Here is a 15,158-nt window from a genome sequence, read left to right as displayed (position 1 = left end):
GCCGTCGGGCTCGGAAAGCGCTTTCTCTCTACGTCAGCGCCTAAGGTACGCGAGCCCCGGATGGACCTCGGTGTAGCCCTCCACGAGCCTGCGGGCGACGTTCACGGAGTCGACCAGCGGATGCAGCGCGAACGCCTTCACCGCCGTCGCCCACGACCCGGACTCGGCGGCCGCCAGCACCTCGCGCTCGACCGCCTTGACCGCGCACACCAGGCCGGTGGCGTGGCCGGGCAGCGGGTCGACCGCGACCGGGTGGGCGCCGTTGGCGTCGACGAGGCAGGGGACCTCGATGACGGCGTCGGCGTCCAGCGCCGACAGGGTGCCCTGGTTGCGCACGTTGAGGATGAGCGTGGTGCGCTCGTCGCGGGCGATGGCCCGCATCAGGGCGAGGGCCACCTTCTCGTAGCCGCCGGAGAGGTCGTCGGCGTCGCGCTCGCCGGCGCCGGCCGTCTCCCGGTTCTCCGACATGTAGGTGGCCTCGCGCTCGGCGCGGGTGCGGTCCCAGGCGGCCAGGGCCACCGCGCCGGGGTCGCGCATCTCCTCGTAGAAGTGGGCCTGCTGCTCGCGCAGAAAGGCGCCGCGGGTCTTCTCGGCCTGCTGGTAGGCGCGGACGGCCTCGCGGTTGAAGTAGTAGTAGTGCAGGTACTCGTTCGGGATGGCGCCGAGCGACCGCAGCCAGTCGACACCGAACAGCTTGCCCTCCTCGAAGGAACCGAGCAGGTCGGGGTCGGCGAGCAGGCGCGGCAGTTCGTCGCGGCCCGCGACGCGCAGGCCGCGGACCCAGCCGAGGTGGTTGAGGCCGACGTAGTCGATCCACGCGTCCTGCGGGTTCGCGCCGAGGACCCGGGCGATCCGGCGGCCGAGGCCGACCGGCGAGTCGCAGATGCCGATGACCCGGTCGCCGAGGTGGCGGGACATGGCCTCGGTGACCAGTCCTGCCGGGTTGGTGAAGTTGATCAGCCAGGCGTCGGGGGCGAGCCGGGCGACCCGCCGGGCGATGTCGACGGCGACGGGCACCGTCCGCAGACCGTAGGCGATGCCTCCGGCGCCGACCGTCTCCTGGCCGAGGACGCCCTCGGCGAGGGCGACCCGTTCGTCGTCGGCGCGACCCTGGAGACCGCCGACGCGGATCGCGGAGAAGATGAAGTCGGCGCCGCGCAGGGCCTCGTCGAGGTCGGTGGTGGCCGTGACGGTGGGGGCGTCGGGGATGCCGGCGGCCTGTTCATCCAGCACACGGGCGACTGCATACAGTCGACTGTCGTCGAGATCGTGCAGAACGACTTCGGTGACCCGCCCCTCCGCCCGGTCACCGAGGAGCGCCCCGTACACGAGCGGCACCCGGAACCCGCCGCCGCCCAGAATCGTCAGCTTCACGCTTGCACCTTTCCTGCCACGACCACCTCGACGCCCGCCTCCTCGAAGGAGGTGCGGGTCGCCGGGTCGACCGGCGCGTTCGTCACCAGCACGTCCAGGTCCTCGGGACCACAGACCTTCGCCATCCCGGTACCCGGGAACTTCGCCGCGTCGGCCAGCAGGACAACCTTGTCACCGGCCTTGATCATGGCCCGTTTGACCGGCACCTCGACGACGGTCGTGTCCATCACCTGCCCGCCCGGGCGCACTCCACTGGTACCGAGGAAGAGCCAGTCCGCGTGGAGCTGGCGCAGGTTGTCCTCGGTGAGGAAGCCGACCAGGGAGCGGTACTCACGGCGGACCATCCCGCCGAGCAGCACCAGCTCGATACCCTCGTCGTCGGCGAGCTCCTCGTAGACCACCAGATTGCTGGTGATCACCGTGAGACGGCGGCCGTGCAGCTGTCGGGCGAGGCGGTAGGCGGTGGTGCCGATGTCGAGCAGGACCGACTGGCCGTCGGCGACCATCGCCGCCGCGTGCGCGGCGATCGCGTCCTTCTCGGCCACCCGCACCTCGGCGACCTCGGCGAAGGGCTGGTCGCCCTCGTCGACGACGGCCCCGCCGTGGACCCGGGTGAGCAGGCCCTCCTCCTCGAGTTTGACCAGGTCACGCCGGATCGTGGCGGGGCTCACGCCGAGTTGTCCGGAGAGATCCGTCACTGCCGCGGGACCACCGGAGCGCAGGGCCCGCAGGATGAGTTGATGTCGTCGTTCTGCCAGCACGTCGTGAACACTACTCGTCATCTTCAATCATTTCTATGCTCAGTTCTGCTCGGGTATTGACCGGAGGCCGCTGGCGTCGCACGATTCCGGTCACGAAATGAAGAGTTTTGACGAGCTCCCCGACAGCGACATCCCGCACCGACGAGAGGACGCCCCCGTGGACGACGACCGGCCCGACGTACTGCTGACCGGGCTGCTCTTCTACGACCTCGTCCTCACGGGCCTGGGCAAGCCGCCGACGCCGGGCGAGGAGATCTGGACCGCCGGCATGGGCTGCGGCCCCGGCGGCATCGCCAACCTCGCGGTCGCCGCCTCCCGCTTCGGCCTGCGCACCTGTCTCGCCACGGTCTTCGGCGACGACTTCTACGGCGCGTACTGCCGGGAGGTCATCGCCGGCCAGGAGGGCGTCGACCTCTCGCTCTCCCGGGTCGCGCGGAACTGGCCCACCCCCGTCACCGTCGCCCTCGCGCACGGCCACGACCGGGCGCTCGTCACCCACGGCCAGGAGCCGCCGTACTCCCAGGACGTCCTGATGGGCGACCCGCCCGAGGCGCGCACCGCGCTCGTGCACATCGAGACCGAGCCGCAGGCCTGGCTCGCCAAGGCCGCGGCGAACGGCACCCGGATCTACGCAGACGTCGGCTGGGACCCCACCCAGCAGTGGTCCGCGGAGTTGCTCGAGCAACTCGCCCTGTGCCACGCCTTCCTCCCCAACGAGACCGAGGCGATGGCCTACACCCGCACCGACAGCGCGGTCGCGGCCCTCGGCACACTCACCGAACTGGTGCCGGTGGCCGTGGTCACCCGGGGCGGCGACGGCGCGCTCGCGGTGGACCAGACGACCGGCGAGTACGCGGACGTCCCGGCCCTTGACATCGATGTCGTGGACGCGACCGGCGCCGGTGACGTGTTCGGCGCGAGCTTCGTCGCCGCCTCGCTCGGCGGCTGGCCGCTGGAGGAACGGCTGCGGTTCGCCGTACTGGCCGCCGGCCTGTCCGTACGCCACCACGGCGGAGCGCTCGCCGCGCCCGGATGGTACGGCGTCGACCGGTGGTGGCGGTCGCTGAGGGACCCGGAGCTGAGGCGGGCGTACGGCTTCCTCGCCGACCGCATCCCGGCGGACGTCGGCCCGCCGGTGCGCCACGCCCCGGTCACCCCGCCCGCCCAGCCGGCCTGACCAGCCCCTCCTTCTTCCCTCCCTGAAGCTCTCTCTTCTCTTTCCCTGCCCGAAGCTTTGCCCCTGGTTGTGCATCACGTCTGTGAAGACGCGAACAGATCCGAAAGGCGGTGGGAGCAGTTGCGGCTCTCACGTAGAGGCCTGCTGCGCGCCGGTCTGGCCGGTACGGCCGCGACCGCGCTCGGCGGCCTGGCGTCCGGCTGTGCCGTTCCGACCGGTTCGACCGGCCGGAACATGGTCCTGTGGTACTGGGACGGCGGTCTGGGCGACACCGTCGTCGAGAAGGCCCGGGCCCGCTACGGCGGCACGGTCGACCTCAAGGCCATCAAGATCGGCGGCTACTACCGTTCCAAACTGATCACCACCCTCGCCGGCCGCGCCCACATCCCCGACGTCGCGGGTCTCAAGGGCGAGGACATGGCGTCCTACCTGCCCAACGCCGACCAGTTCGTGGACCTGCGCACGCTGGGCGCGGAGAAGTACAGGAGCCGGTACCTGGCGTGGAAGTGGGACCAGGGCATCGCCGACGACGGCTCGATGATCGGCTTCCCGATCGACTGCGGCCCGGTCGCGCACATCTACCAGTACGACGTCTTCCGCCGGGCCGGGCTGCCGTACGAACCGGACGACGTGTCGAGGGAGCTCGACACCTGGGAGAAGTTCTTCACGGCCGGCGAGCAGCTCAAGCGGCGGATCCCGGGCACGTACCTGCTCACCGACGTCAACTCCGTGTTCGAGAACGCGGTGCAGCAGGGCGGCAAGCGGTACGTCGACAGGGACCGCCACTTCATCGGCGACCAGGAGCACATCCGCGCCGCCTGGGCGCTCGCCGTCGAGGCCAAGCGGCGCGGGATCGTCTCGGACCTGGTCAACGGCACCCCCGACCAGCTCTCCGCCCTCCAGGACGGCAAGCTGCCCAGCCAGCTCGGTGCCTCCTGGGCGACCAGCGACATCAAGAACGGCGTCCCGAAGACCAAGGGCCGGTGGCGGGTGGCCGACATGCCGGTCAGGCCCGCCAACAACGGCGGTTCGTTCCTGGCGATCACCAAGGCCTGCCGGGAGCCCGAGCAGGCGTTCCGGATCATCACCTGGATGCTGGACGCGGCCAACCAGGCGCAGGGCTATGTCGACGCGGGCCTCTTCCCGTCCACGCCCGCCTCGTACGGTCTGCGGCAGCTGCGCGAGCCCGACGAGTTCTTCGGCGGCCAGGTCACCATGGACGTCTTCGGGCCCGCCGCGCAGAAGATCGCCGTCGCCTACAACAGCCCCTACGACGTGGCGCTCGGCCAGCCGATCAAGGACGAGATCAAGAACGTCGGCGTCCTCGGCAAGAACCCCGACCAGGCCTGGAAGGACGCCATGAGCACATGCCGGCGGATCGCGGACCATCTGGGGGTGAGCCACTGATGGCCACCGCGCTGGAGAAGCCCACGGTCACCGTGGAGTCCGCCCCCGCTCCCCCGCCCCGCAAGGGGTTCCGCGCATACTGGCATCTGTATGCGGCGATCTCACCGTTCTATCTGCTCTTCATCTGCTTCGGCCTGGTCCCGGTCGGCTTCTCGCTGTATCTGTCCTTCCACCGCTGGGACGGGCTCGGCCCGATGGAGTGGGCCGGACTGTCGCAGTACCAGTACCTGCTGGGCGACAGCGACTTCTGGAGCTCGATCGGGAACACGATCGTCATCTGGGCGCTGGCCACCTTCCCCATGATCTTCCTGGCGATGGTGACGGCCGTGCTGCTGAACTCGGCGGTCCGGTTCAAGAACGCCTACCGGTTCGCGTACTTCCTGCCGAACGTCACCTCGGTCGTGGCGATCGCGATCATCTTCGGCTCGGTGTTCTCCACCAACTTCGGCCTGGTGAACGCCCTGCTGCAGGCCGTCGGACTGGACCAGGTGGCCTGGCTGAACACGCCCTGGGGCATCAAGGTCGCCGTCGCCACGCTGATGACCTGGCAGTGGACGGGATACAACGCGATCATCTTCCTCGCCGGACTGCAGACGATCCCCGGTGAACTGTATGAAGCAGCCCGTATGGACGGGGCCGGTCCGGTGCAGACGTTCTTCCGGATCACGCTGCCGATGATGCGGCCGGTGCTGCTGTTCGTGCTCGTGATCTCCACGGTCACCGGTCTGCAGAGCTTCTCCGAGCCCCAGGTCCTGCTGCAGAACACCTCCAACGACTCGACGTTCTCCGGCGGCCCCGGCCACGCCGGCCGGACGATGGTCCTCTACTTCTTCCAACAGACCTTCGACAACAACGACTTCGGCTACGGCGCCGCCGTGGCGTGGGGCATCTTCCTCGTCGTCGTCCTCTTCTCGATCATCAACTGGCGTCTGGTGCAGCGCCGGGGCGAAGACTAGGAGGCCCCACCCCCATGGCAACCATCAAGGGTTCCCGGCGCCGCGCGCTCGCCCTGCACGCGACACTCGTCGTCGGCGTGCTGCTCTCGGCCTTCCCGTTCTACTGGGCCGTGATCATGTCGACGCACACGTCGAGCGAGATCTTCTCCTACCCGCCGAAGCTGCTGCCCGGCACCCACTTCCTGGACAACCTCCGCCATCTCCTCGACGCGATCGACTTCTACGGCTCGATGGCCAACTCGCTCCTGGTGGCGGGTTCGGTGACGTTCCTGGTGCTGTTCTTCGACTCGCTGGCGGCGTTCGTCTTCGCCAAGTTCCCGTTCCCGGGCAAGCGCTTCCTGTTCGCCTCGCTCATGATCATCTTCATGGTGCCGGCGCAGCTCGCGGCCATCCCGCAGTTCGTCATCATGGCCAAGCTCGGCTGGATCGGCTCGATGACCTCGTTGATCGTGCCGGCCGCCGCCAACGCCTTCGGCATCTTCTGGATGCGCCAGTACATGAAGAGCGCCATCCACGACGAACTCCTCGACGCCTCCCGCATCGACGGCGCGAACTTCCTCCGCCAGTACTGGCACGTGGCCCTGCCCGTCGTCCGCCCCGGCCTGGCCTTCCTCGGCATCTTCACCTTCATGGGCCAGTGGAACGACTACGCCTGGCCCCTCATCGCCCTCACCAACCCGGACAACGTCACCCTCCAGGTCGCACTGTCCCAGCTCAACGGAACCCACGGAACGACGGACTACGGAATGGTCATGACCGGCGCACTGCTCGCGCTCATCCCCCTGCTCATCGTGTTCGCGGTCGGCGCGCGCCAGATCATCGGCGACCTCGCCAAGGGAGCGATCAAGTGACGGACCCCCTGCTGACGCTCCGCCCCTGGACCGCCCCCGAGGTGACCTCCTGGGGGCGGCTGCCCATGAACGCCGTCGACCGGCGCACCGGAGCACACTCCCTGGACGGCGACTGGCGCTTCCAGTTGCTGTCCGCTCCGGACGCGCCGGTCGGCGGTGCCTGGTCGACGGCGGCCGTGCCGGGCGTATGGACCATGCAGAACACGGACGACCCGCTACGGTCGACGGTCGACCTTCCGCAGTATCTGAACATCCGTATGCCGTATACAGAATTCCCTCCACTGTCGCCCGTCGACGACAACCCGACGGGTGTCTACGAGCGAGAGATCGACGTCCCCGCCGACTGGACCGGCCGCCGTATCGTCCTCCAGGTCGGCGCCGCCGAGAGCGTGCTGCTGGTGCACGTGGACGGGCGCCCCGTCGGCGTCTCCAAGGACTCCCACCTCGCCGCCGACTTCGATCTGTCGGACGTCGTACGCCCGGGCGGCCGGCACACGCTGCGGCTGACCGTCGTCAAGTGGTCGGACGCCTCGCACATCGAGGACCAGGACCACTGGTGGCACGGGGGGATCACCCGTTCGGTGCTGCTGTACACGACGGACCCGCTGCACCTGGCCGATGTCACCGTGCGCGCCTCCCGGGACGGGGAGCTGCGCGTCGACTGCCGGGTGCGGGACACGGGCGGGGCACTGCCCGAGGGCTGGTACGTCAGCGGGGAGCTGGACGGGCTGGAGCTCACGCAGGACACCGGGTTCGACCGGGCCAACGCCGAGGACGAGCGGGTCTCCGCCTTCCTCGGCGAGGCACGGATGCAGACGCGCGTGCCCGAGGTGCGCGCCTGGACCGCCGAGACGCCCGAACTGTACGGCCTGACGGTGCGGCTGCACCACGCCGACGGCGGCGTCGCCGACAGCTCACGGCACCGGGTCGGCTTCCGGGACGTCGAGATCGTCGGCCGGGACCTGCTGGTCAACGGCGAGCGGATCTACATCCGGGGCGTGAACCGGCACGACTTCCATCCGCTGACCGGGCGGACGGTGTCGTACGACGACATGCGCGCGGACCTGGTCCTGCTGAAGCGTTTCGGCTTCAACGCGATCCGCACCGCGCACTACCCCAACGACCCGACGCTGTACGACCTCGCCGACGAGCTCGGTTTCTACGTGGTCGACGAGGCGGACATCGAGTCCCACGACCACGCCCATGAGATCGCCGACGACCCGCGCTATCTGAACGCATTCGTGGACCGGGTGTCGCGGATGGTGCTGCGGGACAAGAACCACCCCTCGGTGATCATCTGGTCGCTGGGCAACGAGTCGGACTACGGCGCCAACCACGACGCGGCCGCCGGCTGGGTGCGCCGGCACGACGCGACCCGGCCGCTGCAGTACGAGGGGGCGGCCAAGCGCGGCTGGGCGGACCCGGACCTCGCCTCCGACATCGCCTGCCCGATGTACGCGCCGCTGGAGGACTGCGTGGCGCACGCGCTGTCCGGGGAGCAGACCAAGCCGCTCATCCAGTGCGAGTACTCGCACGCCATGGGCAACAGCAACGGCACGCTGGCCGACCACTGGGCCGCCATCGAGGCCACCCCGGGTCTTCAGGGCGGGTTCATCTGGGAGTTCTGGGACCACGGAATCCTTCAGTCCGTGAACGACGGAAGACCGGTCGGGCGTGGGGGCGCCGGGCTCTACGACAACGGTGTCACCGCCCCCGGCTACCGCTGGGCGTACGGCGGTGACTTCGGCGAGAAGGACCACGACGGCGCGTTCATCGCGGACGGCGTGGTCTTCCCCGACCGCACCCCGAAGCCCGTCATGTTCGAGCACCGTGAACTCGCCGCGCCGGTGCGGCTGGAGCTGTTCCGGCACGAGGGGCTGGTCGTCGCCAACCACCAGCACTTCCGGGGCCTTCAGTGGCTCGCGGGCGAGTGGCGACTGGCGCTCGCGGACGGCCGTACGCTGACCGCTCCCGCCGAACTCCCCTCGCTGCTCCCCGGTGAGACGGCGGTGGTCCCGCTGCCGCTGGCGCTGCCGGAGGACGGCGGCGAGGCATGGCTGACGCTGCGGGTGACGACCGCCGAGGACCTGGCGTGGGCTCCGCGCGGTACCGAGGTGTGCGCACCGCAGGTGCTGCTGCGGGCGGCCGTGCCCGCCGAGGAGCTGCCGGTGCCCGGCACCGTGGAGGTCGACGCGGACGGGCTGCTGGTCCATCCGCTGCTGACCGCGGGGCCCGTGCTGTCCCTGTGGCGGGCGCCCACCGACAACGACGAACTGGGCGGCATGGCACTGCGCTGGCGGACGTGGGGCCTCGACGCCCTGGTGCGCAAGGTGGTGTCGGTACGGCGGGACGGCGACGCGGTGACCGTGCTCGCGGAGTACGCGGGCACCACCGGCGTGGTCCGCCACCGGCAGGTGTTCACCCCTGTCGAGGGCGGCATCCGGGTGGACGAACTCGCCGAGCTGCCGGAGGAGTTCGACGACGTGGCGCGGGTCGGGACGGTCTTCGAGACGGTCGCCGGGCTGGACCGCCTGGAGTGGTTCGGACAGGGCCCCTGGGAGTCCTACCCGGACCGCAGCGGGGGCGCCCCGGTGGGCCATCACACCCTTGCCGTCGACGAGTTGTTCACCCCCTATCTGCGTCCACAGGAGAGCGGCGGCCGGCACGGCGTACGGCGCTTCGTGCTCTCCGGGCCGGACGCGCCGGGTCTCGTGGTCACCCCGGACGAGCCCCGGCAGGTCTCCGTCACGCGCTACCGCGCCGACGACCTGGCGGCCGCCGCCCATCACGACGAACTGGTGCCGCGCGCGGGCTGCGTGGTGCATGTCGACGCGGCGCACCGGGGCCTCGGCACGGCCTCGTGCGGTCCCGACACCTTCCCCTCCTACCTCGTCGCGCCGGGCGTCCATCGCTGGAGCTGGACCCTGCGCGCCCTGTAACCCCCCATCACCGCAAGGACTTTCCCCGGCTCTTCCCCAGCTCTTCCCCGGCTCTTCCCCAATGGAGCACACGTGTGTACTTCGCATGCCCAAGAACCGTGCGAGGCCGCGCAGGCCGGCGCCGGACGACGCAGCTTCCTGCGGGCCACGGCGCTGCTCGGCGCCGCGGCCACGGCCTCGGCAGCGCTGCCCTCGGCCTCCGCCGAGGCGGCCGCCGCGCAGGCGACGTCCGCCGCCTGGCGCCCGGACACCGCCGGTCACCGCTTCACGCTCGCCGTGATGCCCGACACCCAGTACCTCTTCGACGGTCCGAGCATCGACAAGGCGCCGGTGGAGGCGTCCCTGCGGTACCTCCTGGAGCACGGGGGCGAGAAGTCCCGGAACGCCGAGAACATCGTGTTCCTGTCCCACCTCGGCGACCTCACACAGAACGGCGCGGCCGCCGAATTCGCCGCGATCGGGGAGGCGTTCGAGCTGCTCGACCGGCGCGGGGTCGGCTACAGCGTCCTGGCCGGCAACCACGACGTGAAGTCCTCGACGACCGACCAGCGCGGGTCGACCCCGTACCTGGACACCTTCGGGCCCCGCCGGTTCCGGGGGAAGTCCTCCTTCGGCGGGGCCTCCCCCGACGGCTACAACACCTTCCACCTGTTCCGGGCCGCCGGGCGGGAGTGGATGGTGCTGGCGCTGGACTGGCGGCTGTCGGACCAGGGGCACGCCTGGGCGAAGGAGGTCCTGGCCGCCCACCCGACGACACCGGTCGTCCTCACCACGCACGAACTGGTCGTCGAGGACGACTCCCTGTCGGCGTACGGGCAGCAGCTGTGGGACCGGCTGATCCACGGCCACGACCAGATCTTCCTCACCCTCAACGGGCACTACTGGCCCGCCGGCCGGGCGACCCGCAAGAACGCGGCGGGGCATGACGTCCATCTGCACCTGACGAACTATCAGAACCGTTACTTCGGCGGCGCGGCGATGATCCGTCTGTACCGCTTCGATCTCGACCGCAATGTCATCGACGTGGAGACCGTCTCCCCGTGGATCCTCGGCCGGGCCGCCAAGGGGCTCAACGAACTGGAGCGGCAGGAGATCGAACTCAGCGGTGACGCCGACCGGTTCTCGGTCGACATCGACTTCGCCGACCGCTTCTCCGGCTTCGCCCCGGTCCCGGCCCGCCCCGCGCGCCCGGCGTCGAAGGTCCTCGTCCGCGACACGGCCGCCTACTGGCGCTTCGACGGCCACGCCGACGGTACGGCCGTCTCCGGCACCGTCCGCGACCTGTCCGGACGCGGCAACGACCTCACCCTCGTCACCGTCGGCGGCGGGACCCTGGGCTGGTCCTCCGACCACCACCCGGACCAACCCGGGCACGGCAGCCTGGAGTTCCGCGGCTTCAAGTCACCGCTCAAGGGCGCGTACCTGCGCACGGTCGACGGCGCTCCGCTGAACTCCGCGACATTCGAGGACGGTTACACCCTCGAGGCGTTCTACCGTCTCCCGGCGGACTGGGACCCGGCGCACCACGCCTGGTCGGGGCTGGTCAGCCGGACGGGAACCGGTGGCGCGGCGGGCAGGACCGGCGACGACCCCGACGAGCCGCTCGCCACCCTGTCGCTGTCCAACGACCGCGAGCCGCAGTGGGCGATGCGCCCGCTGAACCAGGAGGGCATCGCCACCAACTGGGGCCAGGAGACCCCGCTGGAGACCTGGTGGCACCTCGCGGTCGTCAACGACGGCACGCACACCACGCTGTACGTCGAGGGCTGCCCGGTCGTGCGCAACCCGAAGGCGAAGGCCGTGGGCATCACCTCCGTCGGACTGCCGTGGCTGCTCGGCGGCTACGAGTACGGCGGGAAGATCGACCAGATCCTGCACGGCCGCCTCGGCGACGTCCGGATCGTCGCGCGGGCGCTGCCCGTCTCCTCCTTCATGAACCACTGACGCCCCCGAAGAGGACTCACACCACATGACCGAGCAGCAGCTCCCCGAGTGGGCCGACCCGTCCGTCTCCCCCGATTCCCTCGACGCCCAGGGAGTCTCCCGCCGCGGACTCCTGCGCCGCGCCGGTCTGTTCGGCGCCGCGTTCGCCCTCGGCCCGGCCGTGACGCCCGCGTTCGCCGCCTCCGACCGGGGCCTCGGCGGCCTCGGCGGCCACGACCCGCGCCTCGCGTACCTCGTCGGCGACCATCACGTGCATTCCGTCTACAGCCACGACGCCAAGTACACGTTCTCCCAGCAGGCCAGGGCCGCCGCCAGGTACGGCCTGGACTGGATGGTGTTCAACGAGCACTCCAACTTCGGCCACGCCCACTACGGCGCCGCGCTGGAGCACCAGGAGATCCTCAAGGCCCGTGCGGAGAACCCGCGCCGGCTGATCTTCCAGGGTCTGGAGTGGTACATCCCGGCCGCCGAGCACTGCACGGTGTTCGCCGCGCCGGGAGCCCACGAGGTCGATCTGCTGACCCGGTTCGAGCTCGCCTACGACGGCAAGCTGCTCGGCTACACCGAGGGTTCCGCCGGTGCCGCCGACACCGCCCGCAACGAGGCCCACGCCGTGAAGGCGATCAAGTGGCTGGCCGAGCAGCGCCGTTCGGGCTATGTCGACGACGTCCTCGTCCTCGCCAACCACCCGCTGCGCCTGGGCATCGACTCCCCGCACGAGATGCGCAACTGGCGCGACGCGGCCCCCGAGATCATGATCGGCATGGAGGGCGCGCCCGGCGCCCAGGGCGCGGCCATCCCCGGCTGGCGCGGTGCCACCTCGATCCGCGGCGAGTACGAGAACAAGCCTTCGGCGCAGTCGTGGTCGGGCTACCCGGCGGACGCCTATCTCACGTACGGCGGCTTCGACTGGGCGACCGCGACCGTCGGCGGTCTGTGGGACGCGCTGCTGGCCGAGGGCCGGCTGTTCACGATCACCACCAACTCCGACAACCACCGGACCGTCTTCGACACCTGGAAGAACGGCGACTGGCCGGCCGGGCAGAACTTCGACAACACCGGCAAACTGCCCGACCCGGTGAACACGGACACCGCGCAGCCCGGAAGCGACTTCTGGCCCGGCGAGTTCAGCCGCACCCATGTCGGCGTCACCCGCTACGGCTACCGCGCCGTGATGGAGGGCCTGCGGGCCGGCCGCGTCTGGCTCGACCACGGGCATCTGCTGGACGGGCTCGAGGTGCGGGTGAAGCGGGACTGCGACGGCGGCCGGGGCGTCACCCTCGGCGGTCGGCTGCGGGTCCGCAAGGGCGAGAGGATCACGCTGTACGTCACCGTGACGACCGCCTCCCGGACCAACTCCCAGGGGGTCCTGCCGGAGTTGGCGCACGTGGACGTGATCCGGGGCACGGTGCGCGGCCCGGTGACCGACCGGGACGCATGGCAGGCGCCCGACACGAGGGTCGTCCACACGGACGACGTGTCGGGCCGCAGGGGGACGTACACCCTGCGCATCCCGCTGACCGTCGGGGACGAGTCCTTCTACGTCCGGCTGCGCGGCAGCGACGGCAACCGGCACGGAACGGGCTACCTCGGCGCGGCGGTCGACCCGCACGGCCCGATCCCGCACCAGCCGGGCGACGGCGACCCGTGGGCGGACACCTGGTTCTACTCCAACCCGGTCTTCGTCGACGTCGTGCGCTAGGAATCCCGAAAAGGGGTCGGGGAACCACGCGACCGGCCAGGACGGTCGCGTGGTTCCCCGCTTTCCGCTACGCGTAGAACCGGGAGAGGCTCTGCAGCACCGCCGCGGGCTTCGCGCCGCCCTCGATCTCGATCGCCCCGTCGACGGTGATCTGGACCCCGCCCGGCACCTCCTCGACCTCGGCCAGCTTGCCGACCAGCCGGATGCGGGACCCCACCTTCACGGGCGAGGGGAAACGCACCTTGTTCAGGCCGTAGTTGACCTTCGTCGTCACTCCCTGGACGTCCAGCAGCTCGGTGAACAGGGGGATGAAGAGGGAGAGGGTCAGGTAGCCATGGGCGATCGGGGCGCCGAACGGACCGGCCGCGGCGCGCTCCGGGTCCACGTGGATCCACTGGTGGTCGCCGGTCGCGTCGGCGAACGTGTCGATGCGCTCCTGGGTGACCTCGATCCACTCGCTGGTGCCCAGGTCGCTGCCGGCCAGCTTCTTCAGCTCGTCGAGGCCGTTGACCGTGATGCTCATATCGCTGTCCTTAGCTAAGAGTTGGTGCCGAAGCGCTGGCGCACCCGGGCTTTGAGGAGCTTCCCGGAGGCCGTGCGCGGAAGTTCGTCCGCGACCACCACCGACTTGGGGATCTTGTACTTGGCGAGCCGTCCGGCCAGGGAGGCCAGCACCTCGTCGGGGTCCAGTCCGGCGCCCTCGCGGGGCACGACGACGGCGCGCGGCACCTCGCCCCACTTGTCGTCCCGCACACCGATGACGGCGGCCTCGACGATGTCGGGGTGGGCCAGGAGGAGGTCCTCGATCTCGGCGGGGTAGATGTTCTCCCCACCGGAGATGATCATGTCCTTCATACGGTCGACGATGTACACATAACCGTCGTCGTCGACCTTCGCCGCGTCCCCGCTGCGGAACCAGCCGTCGGCGAAGGAGGCGGAGGTCTCCTCGGGCAGCCCCCAGTAGCCGGGCATGACGTGCGGACCCCGGACGAGGACCTCGCCCGTCTCGCCGGGGCCGACCGGGGTGAGGTCGGGGGCGAGGACACGGACATCGCTGAAGAAGTGCGGGACTCCGGCCGAGCCCGCCTTGCTGATCGCGTGCTCGGCGTCCAGGTACAGCGTTCCGGGGGACGCCTCGGTCATGCCGTAACCCTGGAGGAAGGTGAGTCCGCGTTCCTGGTAGGCGGCGATCAGCGGGGTCGGGACCGGGGAGCCGCCGCAGGTCAGGATGCGCAGGCTGGACAGGTCCGCGTCGGCCCAGCGTGGATGCCGGGCCACCTGGTCGAACATCGTCGGCACCCCGAACATGAAGGTGATCCCGTGCCGTTCGATCAGGTCGAAGGTGGCCTCCGGGTCGAAGGCCTCGACCAGGACGCAGGTGCCGCCCTTGAGGAACACCGGGAGCGTCAGCATGTTCAGCCCCGCTGTGTGGAACAGCGGCGCCGAGACCAGGGCCCGCTCGTCGGCGATCAGGTCGGTGTCGACGAGGACGTTGATCGCGTTCCAGGTGAGGTTGCCGTGCGTGAGCATGGCGCCCTTGGGCCGGCCGGTCGTGCCCGAGGTGTACATGATGATGCAGGTGTCGTCGGCGCCGACGGGCTCGTCGATCGGCTCGTCGGAGGCCGCGGCCAGCACCTTCTCGTACTCGGCGCCGACCTCGAGGTACGTCCGTACGTCCGTGCTGCCCGGCAGTCCCGCGACCAGGCCCGCGTGCGAGGGGCCGTAGACGAGGGCCTTGGCGCCGGAGTCGGCGAGCTGGTAGGCGATCTCGGGGCCCGCGAGGCGGGTGTTGAGCGGGACGAAGACCGCGCCGAGCGTGCCGGCCGCGAACAGGGTCTCCAGGTAGGAGGGGTGGTTCGGGCCGAGGTAGGCGACCCGGTCGCCGCGCCGGACGCCCCGGGCGCGCAGGGCGTGGGCCAGCCGCGTGACGCGTGTATGCAATGTGCGGTAGTCCGTCGACTGTTCACCGTGGACCAGCGCGGTGCGGTGCGGGGTCTTGCGTGCCCGGCGTGCGGGCCATGACCCCAGTCCCTCGTTGCGCATCTGC

Annotated in this window: 11 protein-coding genes; 7 read left to right on the top strand and 4 right to left on the bottom strand. The window is 70.4% G+C overall.

Going from position 1 to position 15,158, the window contains the following annotated elements; genetic code table 11:
* Positions 1-33 precede the first annotated feature (33 nt).
* On the bottom strand, positions 34-1,374 hold the full coding sequence (locus AQJ64_RS03545; RefSeq protein WP_055634771.1) for a 6-phospho-beta-glucosidase: 1,341 nt from the start codon (positions 1,372-1,374) through the stop codon (positions 34-36).
* The gene (locus AQJ64_RS03540) at positions 1,371-2,135 is read right to left on the bottom strand and encodes a DeoR/GlpR family DNA-binding transcription regulator (protein ID WP_055634772.1); all 765 of its coding nucleotides are present in this window, start codon (positions 2,133-2,135) and stop codon (positions 1,371-1,373) included. The genes AQJ64_RS03545 and AQJ64_RS03540 overlap by 4 nt, the downstream gene beginning before the upstream one ends.
* A 157-nt stretch (positions 2,136-2,292) precedes the next feature.
* Here AQJ64_RS03540 and AQJ64_RS03535 point away from each other — a divergent pair, with 157 nt between their 5' ends.
* From AQJ64_RS03535 to AQJ64_RS03505, 7 genes are all read left to right on the top strand, one after another.
* Complete coding sequence (locus AQJ64_RS03535) at positions 2,293-3,312, top strand: carbohydrate kinase family protein (protein ID WP_059202399.1); 1,020 nt, start codon at positions 2,293-2,295, stop codon at positions 3,310-3,312.
* Positions 3,313-3,432: 120 nt separating this feature from the next.
* A complete protein-coding gene (locus AQJ64_RS03530) occupies positions 3,433-4,719 on the top strand; it encodes an ABC transporter substrate-binding protein (RefSeq protein ID WP_059202398.1) in 1,287 nt (428 codons plus the stop codon).
* A complete protein-coding gene (locus AQJ64_RS03525; RefSeq protein ID WP_055634576.1) occupies positions 4,719-5,675 on the top strand; it encodes a carbohydrate ABC transporter permease in 957 nt (318 codons plus the stop codon). The genes AQJ64_RS03530 and AQJ64_RS03525 overlap by 1 nt, the downstream gene beginning before the upstream one ends.
* 14 nt (positions 5,676-5,689) lie before the next feature.
* Positions 5,690-6,526 (top strand): carbohydrate ABC transporter permease, encoded by an 837-nt coding sequence (locus AQJ64_RS03520; protein ID WP_055634577.1) that lies wholly within the window; start codon positions 5,690-5,692, stop codon positions 6,524-6,526.
* Positions 6,523-9,465 carry a glycoside hydrolase family 2 TIM barrel-domain containing protein gene (locus AQJ64_RS03515; RefSeq protein WP_055634578.1) on the top strand — a complete coding sequence of 981 codons (2,943 nt, stop codon included), beginning with the start codon at positions 6,523-6,525 and terminating at the stop codon, positions 9,463-9,465. Before AQJ64_RS03520 ends, AQJ64_RS03515 begins: the two co-directional genes overlap by 4 nt.
* A 72-nt stretch (positions 9,466-9,537) precedes the next feature.
* Positions 9,538-11,409: a LamG-like jellyroll fold domain-containing protein gene (locus AQJ64_RS03510; RefSeq protein ID WP_055634579.1), complete on the top strand. Its 1,872-nt coding sequence runs from the start codon at positions 9,538-9,540 to the stop codon at positions 11,407-11,409.
* A gap of 25 nt (positions 11,410-11,434) precedes the next feature.
* A complete protein-coding gene (locus AQJ64_RS03505; protein ID WP_055634580.1) occupies positions 11,435-13,111 on the top strand; it encodes a PHP domain-containing protein in 1,677 nt (558 codons plus the stop codon).
* Positions 13,112-13,178: 67 nt separating this feature from the next.
* On the opposite strand, the gene AQJ64_RS03500 is transcribed toward AQJ64_RS03505, so the two are convergent.
* Together AQJ64_RS03500 and AQJ64_RS03495 are read right to left on the bottom strand one after the other, a co-directional pair.
* A complete protein-coding gene (locus tag AQJ64_RS03500; protein ID WP_055634581.1) occupies positions 13,179-13,634 on the bottom strand; it encodes a MaoC family dehydratase in 456 nt (151 codons plus the stop codon).
* A gap of 14 nt (positions 13,635-13,648) precedes the next feature.
* Positions 13,649-15,154: an acyl-CoA synthetase gene (locus tag AQJ64_RS03495; protein ID WP_055634582.1), complete on the bottom strand. Its 1,506-nt coding sequence runs from the start codon at positions 15,152-15,154 to the stop codon at positions 13,649-13,651.
* Between the last annotated feature and the right edge of the window lie 4 nt (positions 15,155-15,158).

Source organism: Streptomyces griseoruber (genome assembly GCF_001514205.1).
GTDB lineage: Bacteria > Actinomycetota > Actinomycetes > Streptomycetales > Streptomycetaceae > Streptomyces > Streptomyces griseoruber.
The sequence above is the reverse complement of the archived record's forward strand: the minus strand, read 5'-3'. Positions and strand labels throughout refer to the sequence as shown.